Raw genomic sequence first — 14,620 nt, forward strand, 5'->3', positions numbered from 1 at the left:
GACTATCTCCTATAGGAAACCCAACAGATCCCCAGTTGTCCGGATCAACTGGAAATTCTATCGGAAAGAGCTCTTACTACTAATATACGAGGGGGTAGATAGTATGAACAAAAAATATGTTAGCGCCGTGATAAACAAAAAGGGGAAATCGTCTAATTAATAATTATATCGTGTTTCCTCAAATTGAAAGGGGAAAATGATTTGAATCAAGCTCTACTTATCATTGATGCGCAGCAACAATTAATGGATGGTAATGAGAATGAAAGGGCTGTTTTTAAGAAGGAACAGCTTATTAGAAATATCAATTTAGTCATCGATAAAGCAAGAAAATCCAGTGTTCCAGTCGTCTTTGTAAGGGATCTCGATGTTGCTGAAGGTAAAGCGAAAGGATTTGCTATTCATAATGGCATTAATGTTCCTAATGAAGCAAGGGTATTCGATAAAAAAGCAACGAATTGTTTCCATGGGACTGAACTGTTAAATCATTTTCAATCTCAAGAAATTAAACATGTAGTTGTAATGGGCTGCTCGACGCAGCACTGTATAGATAGCGCCGTAAGAACTGCGACTATTAGTGGTTTCGATGTCACGTTAGTTGGTGATGGTCATTCAACAGCGGGTAGTGATGTTTTTAGTGCAGAACAAATTATAAAGCATCATAACAATACACTTCATGGTCATTACAATGTCGAACACTTTTCTATTGTCAGAAATTCAGAAGAAGACTTGTTTGAACCTACACATGATACGTATAGATAAGAAAAAATTTATAAGGGCACTCATTTGATGGGTGTCTTTTCTTTTGGTGATAATACCTCTAATATACAAATTGCATTTAGTATGTTTAATATATTAACAATACTGAACAATACGAGGTGTACTATGAAAAGCATACTATTAAACGAGAGCAAAAGGTATTAATTGAGGATTTGGTACTTATATTGAGTCCGCAGGTGGTGCAAGGTCACTAGGTAAGGTATGGGGATACTTGTTGATATCAGGTGCTCCAAAATCACTTGATGACATGGTGAATGACTTGCAAATAAGCAAAGGTATAAGCATCATTGTCCGTACGACAAGGTGTTCATATTTCTTTAATTCGCAAAGTAGGGATTCCTAGTAGCAAGCGAAATTTTTATCAGTTGCATTCAAACGCATGGACATCGACTTTGCATACGAGCATTGAACAAGGTGCAATGATGGCACAATATTTGCGTAGAGCAAAAAATATAGTTCTTGAGGAGCAAGCTATATCAACCATCGATGAGAGTATCGAGTTTTTGAATTTGTGATCCAACAGACAGAGCAAATTTTAGTTCAGTGGGAAGAGAGAATGGGTAGTAATACAAAGTAGGAGGAGTCTTTATGCCAAAAATTAATGCGAACAGTATTACAATCCATTACGAAATTAAAGGTCAAGGGACGCCCATTTTGTTTTTACACGGGAGCGGAGCATCGTGGAAGATGTGGGAGCCTCAATTTGAAGCATTCACTTCGCGCTATCAAATGCTTATGCCAGATTACAGAGGACATGGAGATACGACAAAGGAATTCCCGAAAAATAAATATGATCATCATATTATTGTGGAGGATATAAAATGTTTTTTAGATGTACTTGGAATTAGCGAAATTCATGTAATCGGTGTTTCGCAAGGCGGTCAATTGGCTACTCTACTTGCAATAAAATACCCAACATACGTAGATAAACTCGTAGTCTCTAATAGTTATAGTGAAATGCCCACAATCGCGGCTAGCTGGGTATTGTCGATATCAAATTTTATATTTAGTCTCCTTCCATACAGGACAATAATAAATATTATGATGAAATTTTATAAGGAGGATCCCTATACACAACGGATATTAAGAGAGTCTTTTTCGATTGATAAGAAGATGTTGCTTGCAATGAAAAAAGCACCATTTCCAACTCATACTGATCAATTGCATCAGATAAAGTCACCTACGCTTGTAATGGGTGGCGAAGGAAAAGTTATAACAGGCGTTGATGAAAGGAAAGGATCCCAAACTATTTTTAACCATATTCATAATGCAAAACTAGCATTATTCAAAAATGCATTCGACCCTTTAAGTACGATGCGCCGAGATATTTTTAATGAAATGATTATTGATTTTCTAGAGGATAAGCCATTGAAGCAATATAAGGATGTAACTATTATTAGTAAATAAATTAAATGGAAAGGTAGGTTTGTATGTCAATATATATTGCACTACTTAGAGGAATTAATGTAGGCGGGCACAATAAAATAATCATGGCAGAATTAAGAAGTTCTCTTGAGCAACTAGGATTACATAATGTGAAGACATATATCCAAAGTGGAAACATCCTTTTTGAATCAGAGGAAAATGAGGAGCTTTTGCAAACGAAAATTCACGAAAAAATTAAAGAGGATTTTGGGATCTCTAGTGCTGTTGTCATTAGGACAGCAGATGAAATACAACAGATTGTAAATCAATCCCCTTTTTCAAATCAGGAGATTTCAGAAGCGGAGCAATCCTGTAAGGGGGAATGCTTGCATGTTGCTTTGTTACCGGCAGTTCCTTCGAAGGTCAATAGCGACATTTTTTTATCCTATGCAAACGAAAGAGAACTTAGTGTCATTGATGGAAGAAATGTGTATCTATTATTTTATGACAGCATTCGAAACTCCAAACTCGGTAATCATCTGAAAAAGCTTGAAATTCCAGCAACTGTACGTAATTGGAAAACGCTCATAAAACTTTCAAGTATGGTTGAGGAATTCAAACGTAAGAAAAGTGAACAATGATTTTGATAAATAACCAAAAATTTCATGATTTGTTCAGAAATTGTTTAGAATTATGTGGTAAACTAGTAATGTCATGGTTAACAGACGAACACGCATAAAAAAGTCTAGGTATTCACGGCACTGAGTACCATTTTTGAGACAGTAAGAAAACACCTTATTTTACAGCCAGTTGACGGTATTGAACCGGCGACTGGTTGTTTAATTTTGTCAATACATACATGTAAGTTAAGAGGTGATTGTTCGATTAGAACAATCACTTCTTGTGCTAACGGAGCAGATTAATGCAAAAGGAACGATTTTAATGGGTATTATTTCATTAATAAAGCCATACTTTGTGTGATGCTATGTTCTTTTAATGCATGAGCGTATTGAGTATCTGTTTAAAAATTTAAATAAGATTGACAATTGTTGATTACAAATGTAATATTTGTACATGGATTACATTTGTAATACAAGGAGGTGAGTTTTGTATTATGAAAGAATTACCTAAGATATCCGAAGCTGAATTGGAAGTTATGAAAGTTCTTTGGTCAAAATCCCCGCAAACAGCAAATGAAGTAATTAAAGTATTAGAGTCAACAACGGATTGGAAACCGAAGACAATTCGAACACTTATTACTCGATTAGTCCAAAAAGAAGCCATTTCTTACCATCAAGATACAGGGCGTATATATGCATATTTTCCTTTAGTGTCACAAGATAAGTATCTTCAAGTAGAAACAGAATCATTACTTAAACGTTTCTATGGCGCAGCATTTAAACCTTTACTTGTGAACTTCTTAAAAGAAGAAAAGTTGTCTTCAGAAGAAATTAACGAACTTAAACGTATTCTGGATGAGAAGACTGAGGAAAATCAGAGGAAGGAAAGCTAATAATGATGCATATGTTTATGAACGTCTATCTACCTCACTTTTTTAATTGGTTGATAGACACCTCAATTATGGCAAGTATTCTAGTTGTTCTAATCTTATGTGTAAAACTTTTGTTTAGAAATCAGTTAAATCCACGATGGCAATATCTACTTTGGATGATATTAATTGTAAGACTTTTATTGCCATGGTCTTTTAGTAGTACCTACAGTATCTATTCTATCTTTTCAAACAGTAATGGGACTGCTGTTACAACTGTTTCTTCTTCAAAAGAACATATGAAAGAATCGACAGATATAGACTATTCAAAAGTTACTAAAGAAGATTCCTTAGTAGCTGGTTCAACCCAAGTAGCTAAGGAAAATAAGAAACAAAGTCACAATAGTGCAAACCAAAATGATGAGACTTTTTCTTTTTATACAATCCTTATATACATTTGGCTTACTGGGGTTATCATTTTGGGCTTTACTACTATCATTATAAACAGGCGTTTACTTCACTTCATAAAAAAACAGCCTATAATTACAGATCAGAGGATTGTCACAATCTTTGAGAATTGTAAAAAATCTATGTCTGTTCAACAGAAAATCCCACTTTTTTTTGCTGGCAATATTTCAAGTCCAACTGTAGTCGGATTTATTAGGCCAAAGGTGTTATTGTCAGGCGTACACTCGAAAGTATTAAATGAGCAACAGCTACGATACATTTTTCTTCACGAATTAGCCCACATCAAACGAAGAGATGTTGGGGTGAATTGGCTTATGTATGGCTTACTCATTCTAAATTGGTTTAATCCTATTCTTTGGTATGCCTACTCATGTATGAGAGAAGATCAGGAATTAGCCTGTGATTCATTAGCTCTTACATATATAAATTCAGAGGAGCAACTTGCATACGGTCATACTATTATTAGCCTTTTAGAACACTACTCAAATTTTTATCAAATACCAAGTTTAGCAAACTTAAGTAGAAATAAAAAAACTTTAAAAAGGAGGATCCTTATGATAAAAAAATTCAAAAACTCTTATCGTTGGTCTGTATTTGGCGTTGCTACTTTAATCGCTGTCTCATCTATATCTTTAGTAAATGCACGTGTAGATAAACCAACTAACCCGATGAATGAAAATACGGAATTAAAGGAAGAAAAAGGGAAAACAGAGGTGGTCCAATTAAGTGTCAAAAATAGCGAACCAACAAACGGTCCACTTACAGAAATAGGTCAGTGGAAATTTTTGGGTGATGGTTTTAATAAAGCTACATTAGTTAATATAAAAAATGTAGACAAAACCTATGATATGGGTGCTATTAAATTTACTATTAAATCTATCAATTTTGTACAATTGACAAATTTACCTGAGTTTACTGTAAAACGAATCAAAGAGAAACATGGTAAAGATCTCAATGATGAATTAAATTTAATTGATATATCTTATAAAGTTGAAAATACAACCGATAAAGATATAGTTTTCTACCCTGTTGATACACTTACAATTAATAATAAAACTCAAATTAAATCGAAGGATTTTGTGCTTCAAACATCTGATTCGCAAACCTTTATAAATAAAGTAGTCGATGAGAGTTATATTCTTATTCCTACTTTAGAGGTTCCATTTAGTGAAATTAATACGATAAATATTAATACGAGTGATGTATTGAACAAGGAAAACTCTACAATTTTAAACCCGAGTAAAAATATAGGAATTGATTTATAATATAAATAATATACATTGAAACGGCTAGCTAAATTGAACTGTCCTCCAATTGACAATACAATGTTTGTGAAGGATTGTACTTAAATGAACGGGGTGCTTTACTTGAAGAACCTTGAATTGTTTGGACAACTCCTTTTTCTTAATTTAAAAATTGATTATTTATATAAAAGATTGATCATTATACGTTGGACAATGAGGAGATTTTATTTAAAATACAGTTGAAGAATTAAAAGTTCCATATGAGTTTTAAGAAAATGGCAATCAAATGTAAATAAAAAAGGTTAGAAGAACAACGTTGGACGGTTACTCTTTTGAAATATTTTTTAAAGCATCTCTTATTGGACTGCTGTCAAAAAGGAGTAGAGCATTTTCTTCTTAGATTAACGGTGTTGTTTAGAATTCAGATAAATAATACGCTTTAGAATCAACGGTGTAACTTACTTGTCTAAATCAAGAAACTGTTGAGGTACTTGATGAATTTGCGAGATTGATTGAAGATAGAAGAAATTTGCTAAAGCAAGAGGCTGAAAGTCAACTTTTTTAAAGGGAGAATAATGATGCTAGAAAATAAATTGGGTATCAACAACCAGCTTGAATTGAATCGTACAGAAGAACGACTTTCAAAGAAGAAAGCCAAAGATTTATACGAATTTAGGAAAGAGGAATGAAATAGAAGTAGGTACATTCAAGGGTCTAGTGGAGCCATATTTAACATAAATGATCAAAATTTTTATAAAAAACTCATACTTAGTTAGAAAGATTAACTCCATTTTGATCAATCTTTTTTCAAAATGGAGTTTTAAATAAAAGTTGAAGATAATTTTTCAAACAATCCTTATTCTAAAGCTAAACGTCCTCTATCAGATATAGCCCTCAAACTGGCCGCTTCCCACGCATGAATAGTAATCCAAACCTTCTCAATATAGTATTTTAGAGTATCAAATATAAACAATAATCAGCTATTTTTTCTTCCTATAAACTCCACAAAAATGTGACAGGTTCTCAAAAAAGAAAGTGTTATTTATTGTTATTCAATTAAATCTTGATAATATTCCTTATTGTTATATTGATATTTTATTTTTAAGTTATTTTTAGTTGATTTGTATCGGATTAATAAAGCATAATTATTAGGGTTTTTTTCACTACCAAATAAACTTCTTCCTACCAATTTGAAATTTTTAACTTCAATTAAATCAGGATTATTAAAATCCTCTGTGATAACTATTTCATCAGTATATTTAATAATTCTTGTATCTTCATTAATATTTTTATTATCAATGAAAATTTCTTTTATTATTAAATCCTTTGGGCTTTTGTTTTCGATTTTAAATGCTATGACTTCATAATCTCCTGAACCAGCACCAAATTCTTTAATTTGTAGATTGGGCTTTTGCATAAAAAATAGATATATTCCAATAAAGATAAAAACAATAAAGATGGAACCAAAAATAGCAATAAATCTTTTTGACATTCAAAATACCTCCATTTATTTGATTATTTGTAAATATTAGTATATTATGTTTATGAAATAAAAAAAAGGAGATGATGGAGATCATGAAAAAAGCTTTTAGAAATATCTTTGGTTTATTGATTGTAGGTATTGGACTAAGTTTAGGTGTATCTAATGCTTCAGCTGAAGAAAATGTTACTCTCGACCTATCGCAAGTGGAAGCAATTTTCGATGAAAGTTTAGATGCTTATGTGGTACCTCTAAAGACAGAGACAGAAACTTCACCATCAGAAATTAACGTTATTAAAGAAGTAGAACCTCCAATGAATGATTCCCAACTAATAGATATTGCTCCTTTAAGAGATTATTATGAATATTATAAATTTGTAAGGACTGCTCATTCAGTAGTCGATGGACCAGTACAAAAAGTTACAGCTAATATTAGTTGTACTACACCTAAATGTTCTGTTCGTGAAAGTGTTTCAGCAACTGTATCAGCATCATACAGCGTCGGCCTAACAGCTGAAAAAAATGCTATCAAAGCAAATGCAGGGTTCACATGGACAAACAGTGCTACAAGATCTACTACGTTTAGTTTTGAAGGGTTAAAAACTGGCGAAAAAGGTTATGTGGCTTTCAAACCTTATTTGAACCGTGTATGGGGTAAATTATCTAGGTACTCTAACTGGGATGGTTTATTAGATACAAAGAATGCTTCTGCAGACGCACCAAAATTACTTTCAAATGGTGCTGCAGATGGCGAATTCTACTTTGTGTACACTGTGAAGAAATAAATATAATTATTTAAAAAACTGCTATTGAATGATTTTCCATAGCAGTTTTTATTTACCTTAGTTTATAGTATCATTAAATTCTTTTTTTTCAAAAAGCTTTAATCTTAAATGGATTATTTTATATATACCCCTCAAACTTATCCGCTTCCCATTCATGAATAGCATGTTGAGCAGTAGCCAAAATTTTCTCCATCTAAATGATTGTTGTTTCTATTTTTTCTGCCCCAGAGATTTCACTATCCTATAGATATCGGCACCATTAATATGTGAGATAATAGCAAAAGCATGGCGAAAAATATGGGGAGTTATTACTTTATCACTTACTATATTCGAAAATTCGCGCTTAAATATCTGGTCCAAATAACTCGGAAAATAAGCGTTACCAGTTTTCGTTGTGAATAGGGGAGAATCCTTTTCAGCTGTCTCAATCGGTGCCAAACCCCTTATTTTTCGGAACTCCTTAATACTTGCAGCCACCTTAGCTTTTAAAGGTCTACGCCATTTTCCACTTTTCCCTAAGACTTAGCTTAAGTAATATAACTTATTTCAAATAAAAGAAATGGGGAGAATCCATGTATTCTATTTTTAAAGATACTGTTGTAGATATGACTTGGCTTGAAATTGAAGAGGCATTACAAAAAGGTGCAGTGGTACTGTCACCGATTGGTGTGATTGAACAACAGGGGCCTCACCTGCCAACAGGGGTTGATATTTACGAGAGTCATTATATTTGTCGTTCTATAAAAAAAAGGTTAGAAAAAGAGAACATTTCATCTATAATAGCACCTCCTTACTACTTTGGTGTAAATCATATTACTGGTGCATATCCTGGTTCTTTTACGTCAAGAAAGGAGACGGTACAGGCAGTCTTATTCGATATGTGGGAATCTCTTTTCAGATGGGGAGCGAAACGTATATTTGTCATTGATGTACACGGAGATCAACAGCATGGTGATGCGCTGATAGGTGCTATTAGAAAGACAAGGCAAACACTAAATATTGATGTTCGTTCGGTTATTGCTAATTTGTTAGCGAATCAGTTAGGAATTACAAAAGATCAAGAAGAATTTTTGATTTTTGATATCGATTTCTCCTTTGGTTCGTTTGAACCTCCTCCGAGTTATCCTGATTTTCATGCAGGAGCGCAGGGGACAGCACGATTCTTGAAACATTTCCCTGATTTGGTGAGAGGAGAAAAAATCAAGGAACTATCCCCTAAGCTATTGAACAAAGAGGAAATGGAACAATGGCAAGAAGGAGGCGAAAGAGCAAAGGTAATAGTCCCAAAAGGATATGTGGGGAATCCTCAAGGGTATACCCCTTTTTTGGCAGAAGATAAGTTAGATTTTATCAGTGGGTTTGTTGAATTTGCATCAAGGGAGTTACTTCATTATTTAAGAATGCAATCAAAAAATAGAGAGTGAATTGTAGTAAGTAAGTAGCCGAACTTTTTTTAAAAAAAGTGATCATCTAATAATAAATTGAACTCACATTTTGATTAATCTTTTTTCAAAGTGTGAGCTTTTTTTATGTTATAGAACTAATGTTTGTAATTCTATATTAATCAAACTTTATTCCAAACCAACAGCTAAGTTTGTGAATAAATGTACATAAAGTAATGGGGGCTTTCCCTAAAGATCATAGAGTTGCATAAGTAGCTCTTTTCTTTCTTATTGAACTAAGAATGCAGGTAAATAAAAAAAGCAAGATGTAATTGCTTTTCGCAGGAACAAAGTTTTTAACGGATGAAGGAGAGAAGAAAATCGAAGCCATAGAAGTCGGAGATATGGTTCTCGCTAAAGATGAGAATAGCCCTGAAGGAGAATTAGTAACGAACCTTTACCGAAATCAATCTTTTGTGAGCAATAGCTTTTGAATAAAGTTTTATAAAAGCTAGATTGCTGTATCCAACTGGTATGGGTTTTCGTATGGAAGTGTCTTGACAAATTGTGTTTTTTAATTAAAATTAAATATGTTTAAAAATTTAAACATAGGGATGGGAATTATGGAAAATTTTAATTGCAATAACAAAGAACAAGTTTTAGAAAAATTTAAATTATCAACCCCCATTTTCCAAGCACTTGGTGATGAGAATCGTCAACAAATCATCATGCTATTACTCACACATGATAGCCTAAATGTCAATCAATTAACAGAAAGAATGGAGCTTTCTAGACCAGCCGTTTCCCATCATTTAAAAATTTTAAGACAAGCAGGCTTAATTACTTTTAACCGAAATGGGAATGAAAAATATTATTCATTAAGTTCTAATGAGTTTCTAAAACAAATCAAAGAGCTAATTCAAACGATTGAGCAAAGCTATTGATTTGTTCTTTTTTACAAAATAATGTTTGTAAGTTTAAAAATTTAAACATATGAACGTTATTCGAAAGATTAGGAGGGTTTAAATTATGGGAAATAAGAATAGAAATCAATCGAGAAACATGTATTTATTAATGCTGCTCGTTCCTTTGTTTTGGGGTGGAGCCTTTGCGACAGCGAAGCATGTCATTACGGAAGTTCCACCACTTGTTGCAGCTACGCTACGTTTTGGCATAACAGGCATAATACTTGTTACATTCATCACAATTCAGAAAGAATGGCAGTGGCAAGTCATTAGAAATCGATGGAAAGGTTTATTATTTATTGGCTTTATTGGGATTTTCGGTTATAACGCTCTTTTCTTTACAGCATTGAAGTATACTTCAGCAACAAATGGTGCGTTAATTATAGCTGCGATGCCTGTATTCACGATGTTAGGGGCATTCATATTAGGTAAAGAAAAATGGAATAACAAATCTGGAATAGGTTTAGCTTTATCGATGATTGGCGTAATTATTGTTATTGTCAAAGGATCCTTTTCTGATTTGTTTGCTCTTTCTTTTAACTTAGGAGATATTCTTTTTGTCGGGGCACTTTTATGCGGAGTTGTTTATGCATTAATGGGTGAATCCATGCTTAAAGGTATACCAGTAATGCTATCGAATACTATTATGATGTTATCTGGTGCTACTTTCCTAGCGATTAGTACGGTATTTGAAGGCGGTTGGGATCAAGTAGTTAATATGTCGGTTCAAAGTTGGATTGAAATGTTTTATATGGTCGTCTGTGGGACATTGATTGGCTATGTTATTTTTAACAAGGGTGTAGAGAGCTTAGGAGGCAGTAAAGCAAGCTTGTATTTAAACTTGACGCCTATAGTCGCAACATTACTTGCAGTTATTGCGTATGGTAGCTCAATTACATCGATACAAATCGTTGGGATGGTGATGGTGCTGGTAGGTGTTTATATTGCTACTAATATAAACCAACGGAATTCAGTACAAAGTCAAATAAAGGCTTAAATACATAATCATTTTAAATTGGGGAAAGAACGTTAATACTTCTGTCTTAACAAATAGCATGACTCCAAATGTTTTATTTAGAACGTCGTGCTATTCAAAATTTTCTGATGTCATAAGGTAAACCCAAAATACCAGGTACTCTATTAATTTGAGCCTGGTATTTTTTTTAGATATTTTCTCTTACTTTAAAGAACTGCTGATTTAGTCTATTGCAATTAATAATTTTGTAAGGAATGAGTAAGAAAAAAGAGATGATCGATTCGTACAATTAAAGTATAGGAAAGGGGGAAATTCTATTACGGATTAAGAGCGCTAATAAGGTTATCAAGTAATGTAAGCTACGCTTAACAACATAGCTCTTTAGAGGAGTATTTCTTTAATAAACGAACGGAGAGAAAATTCATGCTTAAACTGATAGAACTAGGGTGGAAAAAATATCGAATATCTAATTATTTTATAGAAATAATCATTTGTATTGTGGCGACTGCCTGTCCTATTGAACTTGTGTCGTGGGGATTTAAAAATGGAAGTGGACTAATGCTATTATTAGATATTCTTGTTAAAACGACAGTGACTATTATTATCGTTATTAATTTATTACGTTTAATAATTGATAGATTCAAGAATAGTTATAGGCTGCTATTCAACATATTGAGTGTTGTTTTTATTATCATACAATAACAAACTGAAAAGGAGAATTCGTTCTATGCTGCATTTACTGAAACTGGAATTGAAAAAATGTAACTTAGGTTGGTATGTGAAAGGTGCGATGATCGCAAACATCATGATAACTGCAGTAGTGTGTTGCGTAATTTTTATTGCACAGAGGGAGGGAGATATGCCCATTTCAACGTACGAAGATGTTAATGTACTCATTGGAGCAAGCGTGAGGGCAACGTTTATTGTGTTTGCCTCTGTATTAATGGCGAAACTAGTTGTTGAAGAGTATAAAAATAGAACAATTTTGCTTATGTTTACGTATCCTGTTAGTCGCAAGAAACTGATTGCTAGTAAATTGACCTTGATAGCTTTTTTAACATTCATGACTACGATGATATCGAATATCGTTGTTGCGGGTCTATTTTCGATCATTAATACTTATTTTCCTATCGTCCCTTTTACAATAACTGTAAGCCAGTTCATAGGTGAAGCTATAAACATAGTACCTTTTGCTATTGCTGCAACAGGAACAAGTTTAATTCCATTATATTTTGGAATGCGTAATTATTCTGTCCCGGCTACTATTGGTTCATCTCTTCTCGTGGTAGCAATTGCTTGTGCTTATAACCCAGAAATTTCTTTGGTGACCTTCATTCCACTGCAATTAGGGCTTGGAGCAGTTGGAGTAATCATTGCGTATCTAGGTATTCGTAATATTGAAAACGTAGATGTGGTATAACAGGAAGTAATGTAATAAATGTTTGTACTTACAATAAAAAAACGAAAAGAGAGAAGGCAACTTGGGAATGATTATAGGCATTAAAACAGGTGCAGTGTTGGGAATAATTTTAGTATGAATCAGTATGATATTATTTTGAATAAGCAAGAGAAAACAACAAGAGAATCACTATGCAATATGGTTCCTGGTTGCAGGTTTTATAGCGTTATTTAAGGTATTTCTTATAAAGAACAAAATAAGGATTTGTGCAAGACTTCAACGGTACGTTTGTTCAGTTTGATAAGAAAAACTTATTGATAACCGCATAAATTCATAAATTCCTTTTATGTTATTTGTTTGATAACATAAGAAAAAGGAGGCGAAAAGATGAAAATTTTTGATGCACACTTTCATATTATTGATTTTAATTACCCTATTACTGAAAATCAAGGATATATACCACCTAGTTATGTTGTTGAAGATTACCAAAAAGAAACAGCGACTTATCATATTGTAGGTGGTGCAATTGTATCAGGCTCTTTTCAAGGTTTTGACCAAGATTATTTAGTGAATGCTTTAGAGAAAATGGGTTCTGCATTTTGTGGTGTTACGCAACTACCGTTTTCGGCAACAGATGATAAGATTATGGACTTACATAAAAAAGGTGTACGTGCGCTACGATTCAATGTGAAGCGTGGTGGTTCTGAAGATTTATCCAAGCTCGATTATTTTGCGAGACGTGTGTATGATTTAGCTGGTTGGCATAGTGAATTATATATCGACGCACAAGATTTGCCTGAAATTGCACCGACGATTGAAAAATTACCAGCGATTTCAATTGATCATTTGGGATTATCCGAGGAAGGCTTACCTCATTTGTTACGCCTCGTAGAAAAAGGTGTACGAATAAAAGCGACAGGTTTTGGTCGTGTGGAGCTCGATGTAGGAAATGCTTTGAAATCTATTTATGCTGTCAATCCTGAAGCGTTAATGTTCGGTACAGACCTGCCGTCCACACGAGCAAAAAGACCCTTTGCTTATGCCGATATTGAACTAATTCAAGAATTGTTTGATGCAAGGTCAGCTGAGAAAATTCTTTATCAAAACGCGATGGATTTTTATTACAAGTGAGTAGCTAAATCGCTAATTGCCTTTCACAAATGTGGAGGGCTTTTATTTTGTGCTGTGAGATTATTTAATAATATTAAAAAACAGACAACAGGTTTAGCGTTAACTACACTAATACCTGTTGTCAACAGTCAGTATTGATCTTAGAGCAATTTTGCAATCGAGCCAGTTAGTTTACACTCTGTGCATTGTTATTTTCTTTACGAAAATCTTCTTTCTTTATGTTGGCAATAAATACACCTATTAAAGTAATCAAGCCACCAGTTATGGCAGAAAAATGCGGCACTTCACCAAGCCAAATCCATGCGATAAGAAATGCAAAAACAGTGGTTAAATAAAGCGTACTTGTTGCTTCAGCTGCCCCTGTTCGCGAAGTAACATAAGCTAGCGTAAAATATGGAATGATTGTTGGAAAGATTCCAAGATATAAAATGACTAATGTTGCATTTAACGGGGCATCCATTATTGCTTTACTTAAGCCGGGTGAGAATAGTAGCATAAAAATAGTACCTGACCAAATGGCGTACATCGTAAAGGGAATAGCGCCGTATTTTTCTAGATAACGATGTTGAAAAACAAAGTAAATACTTTCTGAAAGGGATGCTATTAAAACTATGACAATGCCAGTATTAAAAGTAAAACTTTCACTTGAACCTCCTATAGAAATAAATGCTACACCACAAAAACCAACAAGTGAACCAACCCATCCCCATAAACTAAGCTTCTCACGATAAAAGAATACAGCTAATAAAGCCGTTATTATTGGGGTCGTTGAAACAAGTAAACTTGCAACGCCAGCACTAATCGTTTGCTCTCCATAATTTAGTGCTACTTGATACACGGTGAAACCTAAAAAGCCAAGTAATAAAATAATGGGGATATCTTTTAACTCAGGCAAAGGAGTTTTTCTAATAACCGCTATGATTATTAAAACGAATGATCCGATTAATAATCGTAAAAGTGATATATGTTCAGGTGAATAGGCCATTAATGCCACCCGTATTCCTGGAAAAGCCGATGCCCATATTATGATTGTTATGAAATGAGCAGAAATAATCTTAAGATCTAATGTTTTTAACATGAATACACCTCGTTATCCAACCATTTATTTTTATGTTTTCAATATTAATAGGATTTTGGTAAAATTTCTCCAACAGGTTAA

General features: G+C 33.5%; 14 protein-coding genes and 1 pseudogene. 13 read left to right on the top strand and 2 right to left on the bottom strand.

The features are described 5' to 3' along the window. Nucleotides 1-201: 201 nt before the first annotated feature. The 7 genes and pseudogenes from ACIQ7N_RS21730 to ACIQ7N_RS21760 all read left to right on the top strand — a co-directional run. Complete coding sequence (locus ACIQ7N_RS21730) at nt 202-759, top strand: isochorismatase family protein (protein ID WP_402936139.1); 558 nt, start codon at nt 202-204, stop codon at nt 757-759. A gap of 305 nt (nt 760-1,064) precedes the next feature. After that, complete coding sequence (locus ACIQ7N_RS21735; protein ID WP_402936141.1) at nt 1,065-1,292, top strand: hypothetical protein; 228 nt, start codon at nt 1,065-1,067, stop codon at nt 1,290-1,292. Nucleotides 1,293-1,365: 73 nt separating this feature from the next. Continuing rightward, nucleotides 1,366-2,184, top strand: coding sequence for an alpha/beta fold hydrolase (locus tag ACIQ7N_RS21740; protein ID WP_402936143.1), 819 nt, complete (start codon nt 1,366-1,368; stop codon nt 2,182-2,184). A gap of 23 nt (nt 2,185-2,207) precedes the next feature. Further along, entirely contained in the window at nt 2,208-2,783 is a 576-nt protein-coding gene (locus ACIQ7N_RS21745) for a DUF1697 domain-containing protein (RefSeq protein WP_402936145.1), read from the top strand. 470 nt (nt 2,784-3,253) lie between these two features. Continuing rightward, entirely contained in the window at nt 3,254-3,655 is a 402-nt protein-coding gene (locus ACIQ7N_RS21750) for a BlaI/MecI/CopY family transcriptional regulator (RefSeq protein ID WP_402936197.1), read from the top strand. Nucleotides 3,656-3,657: 2 nt separating this feature from the next. Continuing rightward, a complete protein-coding gene (locus ACIQ7N_RS21755) occupies nt 3,658-5,364 on the top strand; it encodes a M56 family metallopeptidase (protein ID WP_402936147.1) in 1,707 nt (568 codons plus the stop codon). A gap of 557 nt (nt 5,365-5,921) precedes the next feature. Further along, nucleotides 5,922-6,060: pseudogene (locus tag ACIQ7N_RS21760) on the top strand (protein adenylyltransferase Fic); the annotation flags it as partial. A 331-nt stretch (nt 6,061-6,391) separates the two neighbouring features. On the opposite strand, the gene ACIQ7N_RS21765 reads toward ACIQ7N_RS21760, so the two are convergent. Next, a complete protein-coding gene (locus ACIQ7N_RS21765) occupies nt 6,392-6,835 on the bottom strand; it encodes a hypothetical protein (RefSeq protein WP_402936149.1) in 444 nt (147 codons plus the stop codon). An 83-nt stretch (nt 6,836-6,918) separates the two neighbouring features. Between ACIQ7N_RS21765 and ACIQ7N_RS21770 the strand changes: the two genes are divergently transcribed. The 6 genes from ACIQ7N_RS21770 (at nt 6,919) to ACIQ7N_RS21795 (ending at nt 13,461) form a co-directional block, all read left to right on the top strand. Further along, nucleotides 6,919-7,608, top strand: coding sequence for a DUF6060 domain-containing protein (locus tag ACIQ7N_RS21770; protein ID WP_132360888.1), 690 nt, complete (start codon nt 6,919-6,921; stop codon nt 7,606-7,608). A gap of 572 nt (nt 7,609-8,180) precedes the next feature. Continuing rightward, nucleotides 8,181-9,032, top strand: a complete 852-nt coding sequence (locus ACIQ7N_RS21775) for a creatininase family protein (protein ID WP_402936152.1) — start codon at nt 8,181-8,183, stop codon at nt 9,030-9,032. A 581-nt stretch (nt 9,033-9,613) separates the two neighbouring features. Then, nucleotides 9,614-9,934 carry an ArsR/SmtB family transcription factor gene (locus ACIQ7N_RS21780; protein ID WP_132360884.1) on the top strand — a complete coding sequence of 107 codons (321 nt, stop codon included), beginning with the start codon at nt 9,614-9,616 and terminating at the stop codon, nt 9,932-9,934. 85 nt (nt 9,935-10,019) lie between these two features. Beyond that, a complete protein-coding gene (locus ACIQ7N_RS21785) occupies nt 10,020-10,952 on the top strand; it encodes a DMT family transporter (RefSeq protein ID WP_402936154.1) in 933 nt (310 codons plus the stop codon). Between the two features lie 706 nt (nt 10,953-11,658). Further along, nucleotides 11,659-12,351 carry an ABC transporter permease gene (locus ACIQ7N_RS21790; RefSeq protein WP_402936156.1) on the top strand — a complete coding sequence of 231 codons (693 nt, stop codon included), beginning with the start codon at nt 11,659-11,661 and terminating at the stop codon, nt 12,349-12,351. A gap of 366 nt (nt 12,352-12,717) precedes the next feature. Continuing rightward, nucleotides 12,718-13,461 (top strand): amidohydrolase family protein, encoded by a 744-nt coding sequence (locus ACIQ7N_RS21795; RefSeq protein ID WP_402936158.1) that lies wholly within the window; start codon nt 12,718-12,720, stop codon nt 13,459-13,461. A 166-nt stretch (nt 13,462-13,627) separates the two neighbouring features. Here the strand turns inward: ACIQ7N_RS21795 and ACIQ7N_RS21800 are convergent, their stop codons facing one another. Next, a complete protein-coding gene (locus ACIQ7N_RS21800) occupies nt 13,628-14,539 on the bottom strand; it encodes a DMT family transporter (RefSeq protein WP_402936160.1) in 912 nt (303 codons plus the stop codon). Nucleotides 14,540-14,620 lie beyond the last annotated feature (81 nt).

The organism is Lysinibacillus sp. NPDC095746, from assembly GCF_044763535.1.
Taxonomy (GTDB): domain Bacteria; phylum Bacillota; class Bacilli; order Bacillales_A; family Planococcaceae; genus Lysinibacillus.

What these genes read in the sequence shown, in the direction of transcription:
- ACIQ7N_RS21790 (WP_402936156.1), top strand. Translation starts at nt 11,659, where the DNA reads ATGCTGCATTTACTGAAACTGGAATTGAAAAAATGTAACTTAGGTTGG.
- ACIQ7N_RS21795 (WP_402936158.1), top strand. Translation starts at nt 12,718, where the DNA reads ATGAAAATTTTTGATGCACACTTTCATATTATTGATTTTAATTACCCT.
- ACIQ7N_RS21780 (WP_132360884.1), top strand. Translation starts at nt 9,614, where the DNA reads ATGGAAAATTTTAATTGCAATAACAAAGAACAAGTTTTAGAAAAATTT.
- ACIQ7N_RS21765 (WP_402936149.1), bottom strand. Translation starts at nt 6,835, where the DNA reads ATGTCAAAAAGATTTATTGCTATTTTTGGTTCCATCTTTATTGTTTTT.
- ACIQ7N_RS21755 (WP_402936147.1), top strand. Translation starts at nt 3,658, where the DNA reads ATGATGCATATGTTTATGAACGTCTATCTACCTCACTTTTTTAATTGG.
- ACIQ7N_RS21745 (WP_402936145.1), top strand. Translation starts at nt 2,208, where the DNA reads ATGTCAATATATATTGCACTACTTAGAGGAATTAATGTAGGCGGGCAC.
- ACIQ7N_RS21785 (WP_402936154.1), top strand. Translation starts at nt 10,020, where the DNA reads ATGGGAAATAAGAATAGAAATCAATCGAGAAACATGTATTTATTAATG.
- ACIQ7N_RS21770 (WP_132360888.1), top strand. Translation starts at nt 6,919, where the DNA reads ATGAAAAAAGCTTTTAGAAATATCTTTGGTTTATTGATTGTAGGTATT.
- ACIQ7N_RS21740 (WP_402936143.1), top strand. Translation starts at nt 1,366, where the DNA reads ATGCCAAAAATTAATGCGAACAGTATTACAATCCATTACGAAATTAAA.
- ACIQ7N_RS21800 (WP_402936160.1), bottom strand. Translation starts at nt 14,539, where the DNA reads ATGTTAAAAACATTAGATCTTAAGATTATTTCTGCTCATTTCATAACA.
- ACIQ7N_RS21775 (WP_402936152.1), top strand. Translation starts at nt 8,181, where the DNA reads ATGTATTCTATTTTTAAAGATACTGTTGTAGATATGACTTGGCTTGAA.